Source organism: Nocardia sp. NPDC056000 (assembly GCF_042269265.1).
In the GTDB taxonomy this organism is placed as follows: Bacteria; Actinomycetota; Actinomycetes; order Mycobacteriales; family Mycobacteriaceae; genus Nocardia.
Genome location: NZ_JBHJXS010000016.1, coordinates 36990 through 51834 on the forward strand (window position 1 = coordinate 36990; position 14845 = coordinate 51834).

The 14845-nt window shown below is 66.4% G+C and carries 15 protein-coding genes and 1 tRNA gene; 12 read left to right on the forward strand and 4 right to left on the reverse strand.

Annotated features, from left to right (window positions below):
* The first annotated feature begins 147 nt into the window (after positions 1 to 147).
* The 3 genes from ACFC4D_RS38425 to ACFC4D_RS38435 all read left to right on the forward strand — a co-directional run bounded on the left by ACFC4D_RS38425 (position 148) and on the right by ACFC4D_RS38435 (position 4687).
* The gene (locus tag ACFC4D_RS38425) at positions 148 to 1110 is read left to right on the forward strand and encodes a ferritin-like domain-containing protein (protein WP_376070864.1); all 963 of its coding nucleotides are present in this window, start codon (positions 148 to 150) and stop codon (positions 1108 to 1110) included.
* Between the two features lie 294 nt (positions 1111 to 1404).
* Entirely contained in the window at positions 1405 to 4104 is a 2700-nt protein-coding gene (locus ACFC4D_RS38430) for a LuxR C-terminal-related transcriptional regulator (RefSeq protein WP_376070866.1), read from the forward strand.
* A 142-nt stretch (positions 4105 to 4246) separates the two neighbouring features.
* Positions 4247 to 4687 (forward strand): hypothetical protein, encoded by a 441-nt coding sequence (locus tag ACFC4D_RS38435; protein ID WP_376070869.1) that lies wholly within the window; start codon positions 4247 to 4249, stop codon positions 4685 to 4687.
* A 4-nt stretch (positions 4688 to 4691) separates the two neighbouring features.
* Here the strand turns inward: ACFC4D_RS38435 and ACFC4D_RS38440 are convergent, their stop codons facing one another.
* Positions 4692 to 5216 (reverse strand): hypothetical protein, encoded by a 525-nt coding sequence (locus tag ACFC4D_RS38440; RefSeq protein ID WP_376070872.1) that lies wholly within the window; start codon positions 5214 to 5216, stop codon positions 4692 to 4694.
* Positions 5217 to 5306: 90 nt separating this feature from the next.
* Positions 5307 to 6032, reverse strand: a complete 726-nt coding sequence (locus ACFC4D_RS38445) for a helix-turn-helix domain-containing protein (protein ID WP_375968560.1) — start codon at positions 6030 to 6032, stop codon at positions 5307 to 5309.
* 249 nt (positions 6033 to 6281) lie between these two features.
* On the opposite strand from ACFC4D_RS38445, the gene ACFC4D_RS38450 reads away from it, so the two are divergent.
* From ACFC4D_RS38450 to ACFC4D_RS38480, 7 genes are all read left to right on the forward strand, one after another.
* Complete coding sequence (locus ACFC4D_RS38450; RefSeq protein WP_376070874.1) at positions 6282 to 7175, forward strand: LysR family transcriptional regulator; 894 nt, start codon at positions 6282 to 6284, stop codon at positions 7173 to 7175.
* 202 nt (positions 7176 to 7377) lie between these two features.
* On the forward strand, positions 7378 to 8214 hold the full coding sequence (locus tag ACFC4D_RS38455; protein ID WP_376070877.1) for an alpha/beta fold hydrolase: 837 nt from the start codon (positions 7378 to 7380) through the stop codon (positions 8212 to 8214).
* A 39-nt stretch (positions 8215 to 8253) separates the two neighbouring features.
* On the forward strand, positions 8254 to 9150 hold the full coding sequence (locus tag ACFC4D_RS38460; protein ID WP_376070879.1) for an alpha/beta fold hydrolase: 897 nt from the start codon (positions 8254 to 8256) through the stop codon (positions 9148 to 9150).
* Positions 9151 to 9170: 20 nt separating this feature from the next.
* On the forward strand, positions 9171 to 9695 hold the full coding sequence (locus ACFC4D_RS38465; RefSeq protein ID WP_376070882.1) for a MarR family winged helix-turn-helix transcriptional regulator: 525 nt from the start codon (positions 9171 to 9173) through the stop codon (positions 9693 to 9695).
* 53 nt (positions 9696 to 9748) lie between these two features.
* On the forward strand, positions 9749 to 10156 hold the full coding sequence (locus ACFC4D_RS38470; protein ID WP_376070884.1) for a hypothetical protein: 408 nt from the start codon (positions 9749 to 9751) through the stop codon (positions 10154 to 10156).
* On the forward strand, positions 10153 to 11025 hold the full coding sequence (locus ACFC4D_RS38475) for an NmrA family NAD(P)-binding protein (RefSeq protein WP_376070885.1): 873 nt from the start codon (positions 10153 to 10155) through the stop codon (positions 11023 to 11025). The genes ACFC4D_RS38470 and ACFC4D_RS38475 overlap by 4 nt, the downstream gene beginning before the upstream one ends.
* 99 nt (positions 11026 to 11124) lie before the next feature.
* On the forward strand, positions 11125 to 12042 hold the full coding sequence (locus ACFC4D_RS38480; RefSeq protein ID WP_376070888.1) for a hypothetical protein: 918 nt from the start codon (positions 11125 to 11127) through the stop codon (positions 12040 to 12042).
* 13 nt (positions 12043 to 12055) lie between these two features.
* Here the strand turns inward: ACFC4D_RS38480 and ACFC4D_RS38485 are convergent, their stop codons facing one another.
* A complete protein-coding gene (locus tag ACFC4D_RS38485) occupies positions 12056 to 13204 on the reverse strand; it encodes a hypothetical protein (RefSeq protein WP_376070890.1) in 1149 nt (382 codons plus the stop codon).
* Positions 13205 to 13274: 70 nt separating this feature from the next.
* Positions 13275 to 13347 (reverse strand) — tRNA-Ala (locus ACFC4D_RS38490).
* A 200-nt stretch (positions 13348 to 13547) separates the two neighbouring features.
* Between ACFC4D_RS38490 and ACFC4D_RS38495 the strand changes: the two genes are divergently transcribed.
* Both ACFC4D_RS38495 and ACFC4D_RS38500 read left to right on the forward strand, forming a co-directional pair.
* The gene (locus ACFC4D_RS38495; RefSeq protein WP_376070893.1) at positions 13548 to 14678 is read left to right on the forward strand and encodes a serine/threonine-protein kinase; all 1131 of its coding nucleotides are present in this window, start codon (positions 13548 to 13550) and stop codon (positions 14676 to 14678) included.
* Between the two features lie 12 nt (positions 14679 to 14690).
* Positions 14691 to 14837 carry a hypothetical protein gene (locus tag ACFC4D_RS38500; protein WP_364638839.1) on the forward strand — a complete coding sequence of 49 codons (147 nt, stop codon included), beginning with the start codon at positions 14691 to 14693 and terminating at the stop codon, positions 14835 to 14837.
* Positions 14838 to 14845: the final 8 nt, after the last annotated feature.

A 14845-nucleotide genomic window follows, 5' to 3' on the forward strand; every position in this document is an offset into this window, starting at 1 on the left:
CGTGTCATGACCCGGAAAGCTGGGTTTCGCCGTGTGGTTGCTCACGCCGAACCCCGCGCTGTGATGTTTCGGATGCGACCAGCGGGTAGTCCAACCAATGGCGCACTTCGCGCCATCACCCAATGTCGATGCGAAGGACCAGAATCCATGAGCACACGCGACACCACCACCCTGCTGACGCAACTGCGCACCGTGCGCGATCTGACCCATACCGAAATCCAGATCGCCGAAACCCGTACCGCGCAGGCTCGCACGGAGGCCGTGCGCCGCGAGCTGTCCGAGAACGCGGACAACGCCCGCGCCCGCGCCGAGGCCGTCGAGGCCGCCATTCGCGAACTGGGCGGCGTACCGCAGCTGATCGGCCCCTTCCTCGGACGGGCCGCCGCTACCTTCAAAACCGTTGGCGAGCAGGCACAGTCGTTCGACGAGGCACTGCTGAACGACCTCGCCCTCGAACACCGGCTGCTCGACCGAGCCCGCTATATCAAGGCCCTGGCCACCGATGCCCAGCGCGCGGATCTGGTCACCCTGGCCGACCGCCTGATCAGCGCGCACACCGCGACCGTGCAGTGGCTCACCACCGTGCTGGCCGAGGACGCCCTCGGCGGCCCGGCCGCCCTGCGCCGCACCCCCTTCCAGGCCGCCACCGGCACCGCGGTACGCCTGGCCAACCTCCCGATCACCTGGTCCACCCAGGGCATAGACCGCCTGCTCGACCTCTTCCGCTCGGCCGGACCGGCCCTGGAGGAAGCCCTCGACCGCAGCGCCCACGCGAGCCAGGTAGCCGCCAAAACCCTGAGCGCCTCCCGTGACTCGGCCCTGGCCACCGCCGAACGAGTCACCCGCCGCGAGGGCGTCGACACCGCCGCCGACACCCTCCACTCCCTGCGCACCACCACCGGCGTCCTGGAATCCGACGAACTCCCCGTAGACAACTACGACAACCTCAACGTCAACCAGGCCGTAAGCGCCATCAAATCCCTCACCCGCCCCGCCGACATCCGCGCGGTCCTCGCCTACGAGGAAGCCCACAAGAACCGCACCAACGTAGTCTCAGCAGCCGAAACCCGTTTCGCCGCAATAGCCCAGGACGTAACGGGCCTCAACTGATAGTCATTTCAGCCGATAACACGGGGCGGTGCGTCGCAAGACGCACCGCCCCGTAGCTGTCTGCGTCGCGGAACGCCCGAGTGACGGTGGTGAAGGAATACCGATGGGACGGGACGCCATCCGGTGGCGGTCGGTGCGCTTCGTCAACCCCTCGACATCGAAGCGACGCAAACCGGATGGTCGTTCCGATCTCCGTTAGAGACCCTAGGAAGGCGCGGGGCGGGGCGGTATCGGGCATGTGCCCTAGAAAGTACCTGTTTGCCGCGCCTTTGCCTCACCGATAAGTTTGGCTGCATGCTGTACGGCCGAGAGCTCGAGGAACGGCGGATCAGCACACTTCTGAACCAGGCCGGGAAAGGTCAGAGCGCTGCCCTGGAAATCGTCGCCGACGCGGGCTCCGGCAAGACCGCACTGCTGGACCGCGCGGTGGAGCTGACCGGCGGAACGTGGCGGATACTGCGTTGTGCCGGGGTGGACGGCGACTCCGAATTCCCCTTCGCCGGATTGCACGCACTACTGATCGCCGCCTGCGGGCATATCGAGGCACTGCCCCTGGACACGCTCCCGCAACCGCAGGCGGACGCACTGCGGGCGGTGATCGGCCTCACCGTCGCGACCCAGCCGGTCGATCGCTTCCTGGTGGGCTTGGCCACACTCTCGCTGCTCGCCGAACTCGCCGACGAACAACCGGTGCTGTGCACGGTCGACGATGTGCAGTGGCTGGACCGGGCATCCGCGGAAGCGCTGCGGTTCGCCGCGCGCAGGCTCGGCGCGGAAGGCATCGTGATGCTCTTCGCCAGCCGCGGCGACGCCGAACTCCCCGGAGTGCCCGAACTCCCGCTGCCGCCGCTCGATGAGCGCGCCGCCGCCGCACTGCTCGCCGACCGCTGGCCGAGCCTGAATCATGCTGTGCGGCGCAGAGTTCTACGGGAGGCCGGTGGAAATCCCCTGGCGCTGCTGGAACTTCCGCGCATGGACCTGGACGCACTGCCCGTCGGCCCGCTCCCGCTCCCGTATCGGATCGCCAGCGGCTATCAGCGCCAGATCGCCGCGCATTCCGCGGGCTGCCGGACCGCACTGCTGATCGCGGCCGCCGAACCGGCCGGTGATCCACGGCTCATATTGCAGGCGCTGGACGCGCTCGGTCTCGATCACGACAGCCTGACCGAGGCCGAGACCGCCGGACTGATCGATATCACCGCGCAAGCGATTCGATTCCGGCATCCACTCGCCCGCGCGGCCGTCTATCACGGCGCGACCTTCCGTGAACGCCAGTCCGCGCACACCGAACTCGCGGCCCTGTCGACCGACGATCCGGATGGTCGCGCCTGGCATCTGGCCGCCGCGACCATCGGCCAGGACGAGGACACCGCCGCACTGCTGGAGTCCGCGGCCGCGCGGGCGGTGAACCGCGCCGGATATTCGGCCGCCTCCGCCGCCATGGAACGCGCCGCCCTGCTCACCCCCGATCGCGAAATCCGCAGTCGCCGAATGCTGCTCGCCACCGAATGGGCGGCCGCGGCCGGCGGCTATCAGCGCGCATCGGACCTGGCACGACAGACCGAACAGCTGCCGCTGGCCGCCGACGGCCGCGCTCGGCTGGGCTGGATCGACGCATTCATCGAATTCGAACGCGGCAATCTGCGCAAATCGCGGGACTCACTGGTCGCGGCGGCCGACCACGTCGCCGCCGTCGACCCCGAACGCGCGGGTCCACTGTTTCTCCAGGCGGGCCACGCGTCCTGGGCCATGGGCGATCCGGTATCCGCACGCGCCGCACGCGCCAAACTGGCGGCGCTGCGACTGCCCGACGGCGAGCGCGCGGCATTCCTCGCCGCGATGGACGGACCGCTGGCTCTGCATACCGATGAGCTGTCCACGGGGATCACGATCGTGCGGGCGACCGTCGCGGCCGGGCATAGCACCGAGGATCCGGCGCTGATGCTGGCGGCGACCGGGCAGGCCATGCTCATCGGCGACCTCGAGGACGCGCGGACGCTGGCCAACCGAATGCTGGACAGCGCGCAGAGCCGGGGCATGATCAGCCGGTTCCCCACCGCGGCCCTGCTCGCCACCGCCTCCGAACTCATGCTGGGCCGGTTGCACGAAGCCGAATCGATGGCGGCGCAGGCGCAACGGGTCGCCCGCGATATCGGCCAGGGCGGCAATATCGCCACCGGCGAGACCTATCTCGCGCTGATCGCCGGTTTTCGCGGCGATGAGCAGCGCTGCCACGAATTGATGGCATCGCACCGCTCCTTCGGCCAGGACAATTTCATCGACCACGTGCATCACGAATGGGCGCTGAGCCTGCTCGATCTCGCGCATGGACGCTATGAACCGGCACTGGATCGTCTGGACGCACTACACCGCGTTCCCAACCGGATTCGCGGGCACTGGCTGCATCTGCTGCGCGATCTGGTCGAAGCCGCGGTCCGGGCGCGGCAACCCGAACGCGCCGCGGCGGCGATGGCGGAGATCGAGCACTGGACCGCCGCCCTGGGCTCCCCCTTCGCCGACGCCATCGCGCTGCGCTCGCGCGCCCTGCTCGACGGGAATGGCGAAGCCTATGCCACCGCTCTGAAAATCCAAGCGTCCGAAGGTCTTCGGTACGACCAGGCGCGCACCGCGCTGCTCTACGGCGAATGGCTGCGCCGCGAACGCAGCATCGGCGAGGCCCGCACCCAATTGCGCTTCGCCGCAGAGACTTTCGACCGTCTGGGCGCGCTCCCCTGGGGCGCCCACGCCCGCACCGAACTCCGCGCCGCCGGGGATGCCTCACCTCAGCTCGCCACCCCCACGATCGAAGCCGTCGCCGCCCTCACCCCGCAGGAACTCCAGGTGGTCCGGCTCGCCGCCACCGGGGCCACGAACAAGGAGATAGGCGCGAAACTCTTCATCAGCCCCAAAACCGTTGGCCATCATCTCTATCGGGCCTTCCCCAAACTCGGCGTCGCCAATCGAGTGGAATTGGCCCGCCTGGCCGCCTTCTGAGCGCTCGTCAAGCCCCCATCTTCAGCTGCCTGAATCAAGCTCCACGCAATTTGAAGCGTGATAATTTCACTTGATCGGCGTGATCTCGAATTCGTGCCGGAGGTCCATGAACGCATGGGCATTTCGTAGTGGAAGGGCTCTCATGACAACTTCTCGGGTGCGCGGCGCCAAGCTCGCCGCGACGGCGGTCGCCGGACTCGGCGCGGTATTGCTGGCGACCGCCCCGAACGCGGCGGCGGCCGACTACGGCGCCGTGACGCTGGATGGCTCATCGGCGCCGCAGGCCGGGTGCAGTTACACCCTGACCAGTGGAGATATCGTCGGCGGCGGCAGCAGTTCGACCAACAGCATGCCGATCACGTTCTCCGACAACGGCGCCGTCATCGGCACCGGCAAAGTGGGCGGCCTGATCCCCAGCCCGGCGAAGGTCACCTGGACCCCGAAGACCGCCGGCCAGCATGTGCTCACCGCGACCGGCGGCTGGGGCTCCGACTGGATCACGCTGGCACCGCTGACCGTTCAGGTCCGCGCCTCCGCCGCCACCGGCAGCTTCGGCTGCCCGCTGCCCAGCATCTCCGGCTAGCGCGCTACGGCACGAATATCTCGGTCACGGCCGGGATATTCGGCTTATCGGTGCGGAGCGTGAGTCGCACTCGGCCGGAACCGGTTTCGGCGAGGATGATCGCCGGACTCAATCGCTGGCCCGCTGGAATGAAGCGGGTCACCGTACCGGCCTGACCGCTGTCGAGATTCTGCCAATCCACGACGGCCGTCACATCACAGGCCAGCAATTGCGGCCCCCATTCGCCCACCGGCGAAAACCCTTGTGTCACACGCAGCACGACCGCATGCGCGGCACCCGGAGCCTCGGTGTACTGCGCGAGCGGACCGTCGAATCCGGTTCCGCCCGCGGACAGCATCCCCGCGCACACGCCGTTTCCGAGCGTGAACACCGGGCTGAGCGTGAAATCGGTCTTGGCGCAGGTGCGCGGTCCGACATTCGACCAGCCGAGCTGACAGGCATCCCCGGGATCGGCCGTGGCGGGCGTCGCAATCGCCGCACCCGCACCGATGAACGTGGCGGCAACAGCGCCGAACAGCATGAATCGCATTGTCGTACTCCCCTCATCGCACATTCTCGTTACCAAAGGCAAGCAGTGCGATGGTAGCGATGCGCAGGCCGCAAGCTGGCGGACGACTCGCTAGCGACGGCCGCCATCGCGTTCGGCGAGAATGCGACGCCATTCGTCCATGGCCCCGTTCAGCGCGTGATTCACCAGGTCCAGGATTTCGGCGGCGTATTCGAAGCGCGTCCCGGCGGGGGTGCCGGGGCCGAGGATCTCGGCGGCTCGTTTGGAGGTGACGGCCAGCGCGTGATTCGTCTGCATCGAGGTCAGCAGACTGCACAACCAGACCTTGTCATCGATGACATAGCGTTCGCGGCGCAGACCGGGGACGCGCTCGCGGCGGAGCATGGACTGACTCTCCAGGAACCCGACGGCATGCGAAACCGATGCGGCACTGACGCTCAGCCGTCGTACCAGATCGGCGGCGGTGAGAGCGCCGGAATCGGAGAATTGCAGACAGGACAGCACTCGGGCCTCCATGCGCGGCAGGCCCTGCGCCATCAGTTGATCGGTGAAGGTCTCGCTGATGTCCCGAACCGCGCCCGGATCGCGGCCGTGCGCGGTGTCGAGCGGCGGCGGCGTGGCGGGCCGGGGCTCCTTCCTGCGACGCGCGCGTTGACGAGTGTCCCTGTGCGCCTGGGCCGCCCGGTATCCGTCGGGGCCGCCGTTGCGGGTGACCTCACGCATGATGGTGGACGCGGGCCGATCGAGTCGACGCCCGATTTCCGCGTAGGCGAGCCCGGCCGCCAGTCCGGCGGCGATGCGTTGACGGTCTTCATCGGTGAGCCTGCCTCCGGGCATCGGTGCCGGTGTCCTATCTGCCGAATCGTGGTGCGGCGCTGCCCGCGCCGCTGGCCAGTATGCGTTCACGCTCACCTCATTGCAAAGCAGGGTTCGCGAAACGCATTGCATTTACGCGCATAACCATTGCAATGTGCATCCGAGGTGCCGCGCGCGAATGTTGATCAAACAGTAAACGCAATGTACTTTGGCGATCGTTCATGAAATTCCGAACGCTGCGTTGAGTCCGGCTTCACGATGGAGGAACACATGCTGGAGCGGCTCGAGCTGGAGGCGTTTCTCACGCTCGCCGAACAACTGCACTTCGGCCGCACCGCCGAACGCCTGCACGTGACGACGAGCCGGATCAGCCAGACCATCCGCAAGCTCGAAAGGCGCATCGGTGCACCGCTTTTCGAGCGCAACAGCCGCACGGTGACGCTCACCCCGCTCGGGAAACAGCTGCGCGATGATCTGCGCCCCGCCTACGACCAGATCTCCGCCGGCGTCACCGCCGCCAGCCGCGGCCACAACGTTCAACGCACCATCACCCTCGGCTTCTCCGGAGCCTGGAGCGGGAACCTCCTGGTACGCGCAACCGAACTGTTCCGAAACCGCTACCCGCACACCGCCGTCGACATCGAGGAAATCCAACTCACCGACCCACTGGGCCGAATGCGTTCGGGCGCGGTGGATCTGCAGCTGACCGAATTCCCGATCGCCGAACCCGACATCACCACCGGCGCGATCATGTTCAGCGAACCCCGCGGATTGCTTGTCCCGCAGGGACATTCATTCGCAACGCGGGAATCGGTGGCGCTGGAGGACCTCGCGGACACCACACTGGTCACCCTCGACGACGCGCTGATCCCGCGCTACTGGATGGACCACCACTTCCCGCGCCGAACCCCGTCCGGCCGCCCGATCCCGCAGGGACCGGCCACCACCTTCTGGCCCGAGGTTCTGGTACACGTGAGCCAGGGCATCGGGGTCAGCACCGTGGCACTGCGCGCCGAACAATTCCACGCCCGCCCCGGCATCGTGTTCGTGCCCGTTCACGATGGGCCGACCATCGACTACGGCCTCATGTGGCCGAGCGCGGGCCGGAACCCACTCGTACCACCCTTCCTCGAAGTCATCGCCGAAGCCGCACAACACGAGTGAGCGTTGAGCGCGGCTACACCCGGCGTTGCCGACTCGGCGCTTGCCGGGCCCCGCGGCCGTTGGCGAAGATTGTGCTGCGGACCGAAAACATATGTCGCGCATCACAGTGAGCGAGTGATGAATTCCGGCGCGAACCGTCGTCCTGACAGGTGAGCGCGCCGGATATCGCCGCTGAAACCCATTCGCCGAGAAGGACATTACGTTGGAAACCATTATTACGCCCGGGGGCGTCGAACTGGCATACGATCGCGTCGGTGGCGGTGACGCCGGAACGGTGATTCTGATCGGCGGAGCGTTCAGCTACCGGAAATTCCCGAAAATGGTGGAATTGGCCCAGAAATTGGCGCACGATTACGGCCTCACGGTGGTGAACTACGACCGGCGCGGGCGCGGTGACAGCACCGATTCCCCCGGCGAGTATCACGTCGGCAATGAGATCGACGATCTCGCCGCACTGGTCGAGGCGGTCGGCGGCCGGGCCGCGATTTTCGGCTGGTCCTCGGGTGCGGGCCTGGCGTTGCAGGCCGCCGCCTCGGGCCGGATTCCGGGCCTCACCAAGGTGATCGCCTTCGAACCGCCCTTCGTCACCGATCGCGAGAACTTCGTGCCACCGGCCAATTTGGCGGTGCGGCTGCATGAGTTGATCGCCGCGGACCGGCGTGCGGATGTGGTGCGCTACTACATGATCAATGCGATGGGTATGCCCCGCGCGTTCACCGCGATCATGCGCTTCACCCCCTTCTGGAAGAGTCTGCTGGCCACCGCACCCGCCGCCGCGCACGACTGGGCGGTCATGGGTCCGTTCATGCGCGGTGAGGCATTGCGCCCGGCCGATTGGGCGAATATCCAAATTCCGACCCTGGTCATCTCCGGCGGTAAGAGTGGAGCACTGCTGCGCACCGCCGCGCGCGCCATCACCGCGGTGCTTCCGAACGCGCGTCATACCGAAATACCCAAGCTGAGCCACAATCCGAATATCGGACTGCTGACGCCGGTTTCGGGGGAATTCCTGATCAGCGCGGATCAATTGGCGCACTGACGCGCCCGCTTACTTCTTATTTTCGAAAGGATCAATTCCATGCGAATCCGCATTCTGCCGCTGACCGCTCTGGTCGCATTATCCGCACTGATCGTCAGTGGCTGCGGCAACGACGACACCGCCGACGCTGGCACGTCCGCGACCACGCCCGTCGCGGCGGCCGATCGCGCATCGGCCGACGGCAAAGGCCACTACGCCCAGATCAACGGCGGCAGTGTCTATTACGAGACGCAGGGTTCCGGACGACCGATGGTGCTGCTGCACGGCGGGCTCGGCACCGCCGAATCCACTTTCGGTCCTTACGTTTCCGAGCTCGCCAAGACCCGCCGGGTGATCTCGGTGGAGTTGCAGGCGCACGGCCACACCCCGGATCGCGATCGGCCGCTGGCCTATGAATCGCTCGCCGAGGACGTCTCGGCGCTCATCACCCATCTGAATCTCGGCAAGGCCGATATCGTCGGGTATTCGCTCGGCGGGTCGGTGGCCATGCAGGTGGCCGCGCGCACACCGGAGCTGGTCAGCGGGTTGGTCGTGATCGGCGCGCCGTTCCGATCGGACGGCTGGCGGCCCGAAAGCCGCGCGGGCATGGCCGCACTCGATCCGGAGGCCATGCGCGGCACCCCGCTGCACCAGCTCTACACCGCTATCGCCCCGGATCCGAACGGCTGGACCTCCCTGGTCACCAAGACCAGGGAACTGCTCGCCCAGAACTACGACTGGACGGCGCGACTGGCCGAGATCCAGGCCCCCACCCTGGTCGTGACCGCGGAATCCGATGTGATCTTCCGGGAGCACGCCGCCGATACGGTCACCCGGCTCAATGCCGCGCATCCCAACCTGGCCCGTCTGGAAGTAGCGCAGGGCACAACGCATTACGACATCATGTACCGCCCCGACCTGCTCCTGCCGATGCTCGCCACCTTGCCGAAACAGTAGTTAGGTGCCATATTAGTCGGGTGGACACCGATTCGACCGGGGCGGCGACCCCCACCCTGGCACAGGCCCGCTCCCAGCTCCGGCGATACGGACTGGAGCGCGAGGCGGACCCGCAGGCGGTACTCGTCGCGGTACGACTGCTGGCCACCGGGGCGAAACTGAGCCAGGCCACCGAGATTCATTTCGCCAGATTCGGGCTGTCCACCGGCCGCTACCGGCTACTGGCCCACCTCGAGGATTGCGACGGCGAGCAATCGCCCTCGCAGCTGGCGGCCGCCCTCGGTGTCACCCGGGCCACGGTAACCGGGCTGATAGACACGCTGGAGAAGGAAAAACTGGTGTGCCGCACGCGATCCGGCGAGGACGGCCGTTCCGTCATGGTCGTCCTCACCGCCCGCGGTGCGAGCAGGCTGCGGGAGATCGCACCCGAACACTTCGCCCGCCTGCAATCCATGGTCGCCACCCTGACCCCGGAGGAGCGCACGCTCTTCCTCGATCTGCTCGAGCGCATCACCTCCGGTATCGGCGCGCTGGTCGCGGACTGAGGTCCGTCGCCCCGCGCGCTTTTTTGTAGACACATAGTTAGGTTCCTAACGATATGTTCGACAAGCCGCCACCGAAGTTCGTGCTGTGGCGCGAAGTCCTGGTCGCCTACCTCGCACCCGCGCTGTCCGCCGGTATCGGCGGCCTGCTCACCGGGCAACGGGATCTGCTGTACGCGGCGTTCACCTCGATCGCGGGAACTTCCGCCATCGTTGCCGCGCTCATTGGAATGTTGTTGCGAGGCAGGAGATATCGACGGCATTCGGGCACACCGAGGGTTCCCATCGTCGCCGCCGCTGCCGTCGCCGCAGCCGCGCTCGCGGCGTTAATCGCCTGGCTCGCAACGCATTACCTGCCCGGCCTGCCCGACCGCATCCGTATCGACTTCCCCATCGCCGCGGCGCTCGCGGCGACCATCACCACTTGGCGCTGGATCGGCAGCGCCCGAAGGGATTCGCAATGATCGTCGTCATGGGCGCGTCGAGTGCAACGGGATCCGCGTTGGTACGCGGGCTCGCCGCGCTCGGCAGGCCGAGCCGGGCCCTCACCCGCGACCCCGAACGCCTGCGCGCCGAGCTGTCGCCAGCCACGCTGCAATGGACCGAAATCCACCCCGCCGACGCGACGGATCCCGCCACACTGCGAGCCGCGTTCACCGATGCCCGGCAACTGTTCCTCACCATGACCAACGGTCCGCGCCAGATCGAACTGGAGAACCGGTGCATCGATATCGCGGCGGCCACCGGCATCGAGCACATCGTCAAACTCTCCGCCCCGGCCGCCGAACCCGGTTCCCCCGTTACCTTTTCACGCTGGCACCACGCCATCGAGGAGCAGCTGCGCGCGTCCCGAATGGAACACACCATCCTGCGCCCCTACGCATTCATGCAGAAGCTGCTCACCCTTGCCCCCGGCATCGCCGCTCGGTCCCTGTTCACCGGAGCCATGGGCACCGCCGCCTGCAACTACATCGATTGCCGTGATATCGCCGATGTGGCCGCAGCCGTCTTCACCCGCCCCGAACTCACCGGCCGCACTTACACACTCACCGGCACCGAGGCGATCACCCACGCGGAACTGGCCACTCGCCTCACCCGGCTGCTCGGCCACCCCATCCGCTACCTGGACCTACCGCCAACCGCGTTCCGCGACAGCCTCATTCGAGAAGCCGGTATGCCACCCTGGCTCGCCACCCACGTGATGGAGATCCAGCAGCTCGCGGTGACCCGCCCCGAACACCCCACCGACACCGTCACCCGGCTGCTCGGCAGCAGCCCGCGCACCCTGGACGACTTCCTGCGCGAAAACCTCGAACTGTTCCGGCGGCAGTGAGAACCCGAAAACAGACTGGTCGATTGTGTTGCCTGGCAGTGCCGGTACTGTCTGGCAATTATGGGGTACGACGTTAGTTTTCATGCGGTTGATATGCGGATGGCCGAAAGCCGGGTGCTTCCGTATATCGCCGGTTACGGCGACGACCGGGATCTGGATGATCTGATCCGGTTCGGCGTGGAGCAGGCCAAGGTCCGGTTCCGGGCCAACGCCTGGGGGCTGGGAGCGATGCAGGCGATCGGGCACGACAGTGGCTTCGACGCACAGCTGTATGTGTGGGGGCGACCGTATTTCGTCACCGCGCAATCTCCGGAGGATGTCGCGGAGACGGTGCTGCAGTACAACCGGTGCACCCCGGATCAGGTGGATCAGATTGCGATGCACCAGCTCTCGATTCTGGACTCGCGCCTGCCGGGCCGGGTGCGGCCGGATACCGAGGGCAGACTCCCGGCGGATCAGCATCTCGCCGAAGGGATTTCCGGCAAGATCGTGCTGCTGCGCAATGCGGTGCGGGCGCTGCGTGCCGGGCAGCCGTTCACCAAACCCAATGGCGAACAATCTCATCCGGGCGAAGTCCTCACCGGCAACCTGCAATTCGTACTGGTCGAGTTTCTCGCGAATATCCTGCCGGGCTGGATCCAGCGCGGTAAGGCCTGGCCGACGCTGCTCGAGCGCGAGGCCGAACTGACCGGCTATTCGGGCCTGGTCGACAACTCGGCGCTACTGGGCCTGCTGCGCACGGAATTCCCGGCGCTGGAATGGGAAGCCAACTACACGATTCCGACCAACTACGAGATCGGCGGATTCGTCAGCCCGCCCGCCGTCCAGCTCACCCGGCACTGGCTGGCGCGCAATGCCGAGGAACTGCTCGAGCTGGGCGAGGACGATGACGACCGCGACTTCTATCGCGTCGCGATGCGCAAGACCGATGAGGCACTGGCCCTGGCCGCGCGGATCGGCGGCGCGTTCGTGGAGGCGGCGGAGATCTACATTCCGATGGAAGGCTCGATGAACTGAGCCGGGCCGGGGGCTAGAGGTACGAACAGGCCGAGAAGCTGCCGTCATCGCAGACGACCATCAGGTGGTACTGCAACTGCACCGTCCCGGCCCGCACCGCTTCGGCCAGCGCGGGTCTGGCGCGCAGCACCTCGGCGAAATCCGGGTCCGCGGCGAGCATTCCGTCGAGGTACGGACGGGAACCCTGGTGCGTATCGACCTCGTCGAATTCACGCAGCGCCAGGTATGCGCCGACATCCTCGCCCGCGGGCACATCGAGCACCACATCCATTACCAGCAGACTCGTAGGACCGGTCTGCGCGATGACATCCAGGGTGCGCTCGCGCGTCGGGGGCCAATCGTCCTCGGCGCCGATCACCAGCACCTCAGCGTGCTGGTTCCGGGCATAGGATCCCGCGATCCCCACCCGGAGCCGGTGCGCGCGAGCGCCTTCGGACCGCTGATGGTCGAGCATCTCCTCGTGGATCGCGAGCAATTCCTCCAGCCGTTCGGCGGGGAAGCTCGTCATCGTCTCGGCATCGACGGGATCGTGTTCGAACAGCGGGATCTCGAGCTCCGCGTCGGTTTTCACATCGACGGCGATGGAGACGAGTTCCTGCGGCCATTCCGCCGAACTGACGTATCGGAACGCCTCCACCGCGGCATCCGCGACCTCTTCGAATTCCGCGTAGGCGCCCGGCCATCCGATGATCCGGAACCAGCTGTCCATACCCTTTTTCGGGTCCGGCTCCTGCCATTCGCCATAGCTCCACATATCGACGCTGCCGCGCCGCTTCTTCGGATTGCGCTGTTCGCTGTCGTACGTCGTCGACGTCTCGCAGAGCAGGAACTCGTCGAACCTGGTGAATCGCACGAACCTGTCGGTCTCGCCGTCGACCAGATTGGCGAAGATCAGGCGGCTGTCCGGCGGCAGGGTGAACAGCGTGTACGCGAGCGCCTCGGCGAACCAGTCCCACATGCGTGTTCGCACCTCGGCGGACTCCGACATCGGACTCGACCCGAGCGATGCGAACGCATCGGCCATCGACATGGTCTCGACGACCTCGTCGCTACCGTCGAAGGAGACCGTGGTGACGGTGAAGTTCATGGCGCTGAAGTCGGTGGCGTCGAATGCCGCCCGATCCCGCGCCTCCCGTAGCTCGTGCTTCCAGAATCGGCTCACTGGCCCTCCCCAATCCAACCCGTGAAACGAACAAAGCCGCAGGCTCAGTGCCTGCGGCTTTGCCAATGCGTGGAGCTAAGGGGATTCGAACCCCTGACCCCCTCACTGCCAGTGAGGTGCGCTACCAGCTGCGCCATAGCCCCGTTGCCCCGATTGCCCGGGGCGACTGGAAGAAGTTATCGGAGACCGGTGCGGAACCGCAAATCGGCTGGTGAAAGAGGTGCGGATGATTACGCGTCGATGGGGGCTGAGGTTTTGCTGAATGTTTTGCGGGACAGCGGAATATGGGGAGGTGCCGGGGTGGGCGCGCGCGTAGACTCGGCGGGGATTCGAGTTGTCCTAGGTGGGCCGAGGGAGCGCGGTTCATCGGGCTTGGAGGGATCGCACGCGGTTGAGGCTGATCAATGGCCGGTATGAGCTTCGGGAACTCGTCGGCAGAGGGGGTATGGCCGAGGTCTGGGACGCGTGGGACCGGCAGCTGCGACGGCGAGTTGCGGTGAAGGTGCTCGACTCGGGCAGTTTGATGCCGCTGGAGCGCGATGAGCGGGTCCAGCAGGAGCGGTTCGAACGCGAGGCCCGGATCGCGGCCCAGATGAACAGCGTGAACATCGTGATGGTGCATGACGCGGGGGTGTTCGTCGAAAACGGCCGCAGATACCCGTTTCTGGTGATGGAGTTCATCGCCGGGGAGAATCTGCGCCAGCATCTGCGGTACCGGGAGAACTGGGCGCTGCCGAGCCTGCTCCGAATTCTCACCGATGCGCTCGGCGGACTGGTGTACGCGCACTCCAAACAGGTGGTGCACCGCGATATCAAGCCCGAGAACATCATGATCTGCCGGGACGGGAGCGCCAAGCTCGCCGATTTCGGGATCGCCATCGAAATGCGGGAGAACGTCCAGCGGCTCACCCAGGTGCACGGGGCGCTGGGCACCCGGCAGTATTCGGCCCCGGAGTATCTGCACCACGGGCAGATCACCGACCTGAGCGATGTGTACTCGTTCGCGGTGGTGTGCGCCGAGGTGCTCAATCACGCCTACGGTCCGGCCGGGATGCCGGATGAGATCAAAGTCGTACTGGAGCAGTCACTTTCGCTGGATCCGACGCAGCGGCACCAATCCGCGGCGGAATTCCAGCATTACTTCCGCGAGGCGATCGAACGGTCGCGGCAATCCAGCAGAGCGCCGCGGCCCGCGGTTCCGGATCAGCCACGCCTGACATCGGTGCTCACCCCGGGTCCGCCGCGTGAGACCGAGTCCGAACCGCCCGACCCGCTGATCTATTCGTCCACCTGGAGCTACCTGACGGCCCCGGTGCTGGCGTCCAGGCAGAAGCTCTTGGCCGGATTGTCCAGGGACGACTACCGTTTCGTGGCCGCCCTGCTGGCCACCACCGCGGTCATCGGAATCATGCTGGGCGGCTTGGCTTTCACGCTGCTCACCTGGGTGGTCGTCGAGATCGGAAAGCTCTTCTAAAAAGGTGATGCGGTGAGATATCGACAGGCGGGCATGGCATGGCAGCGTTACCTCTACCCGGGTTCGCGTGCCTCGCACTGGCTTTGGATAGGCGTCCGGGTGGGCGTGGCGTTCTTCGTGCTGACCATCGTGGTCATGACCTTCGCGGTGCTCTCGTGAGGTGCACG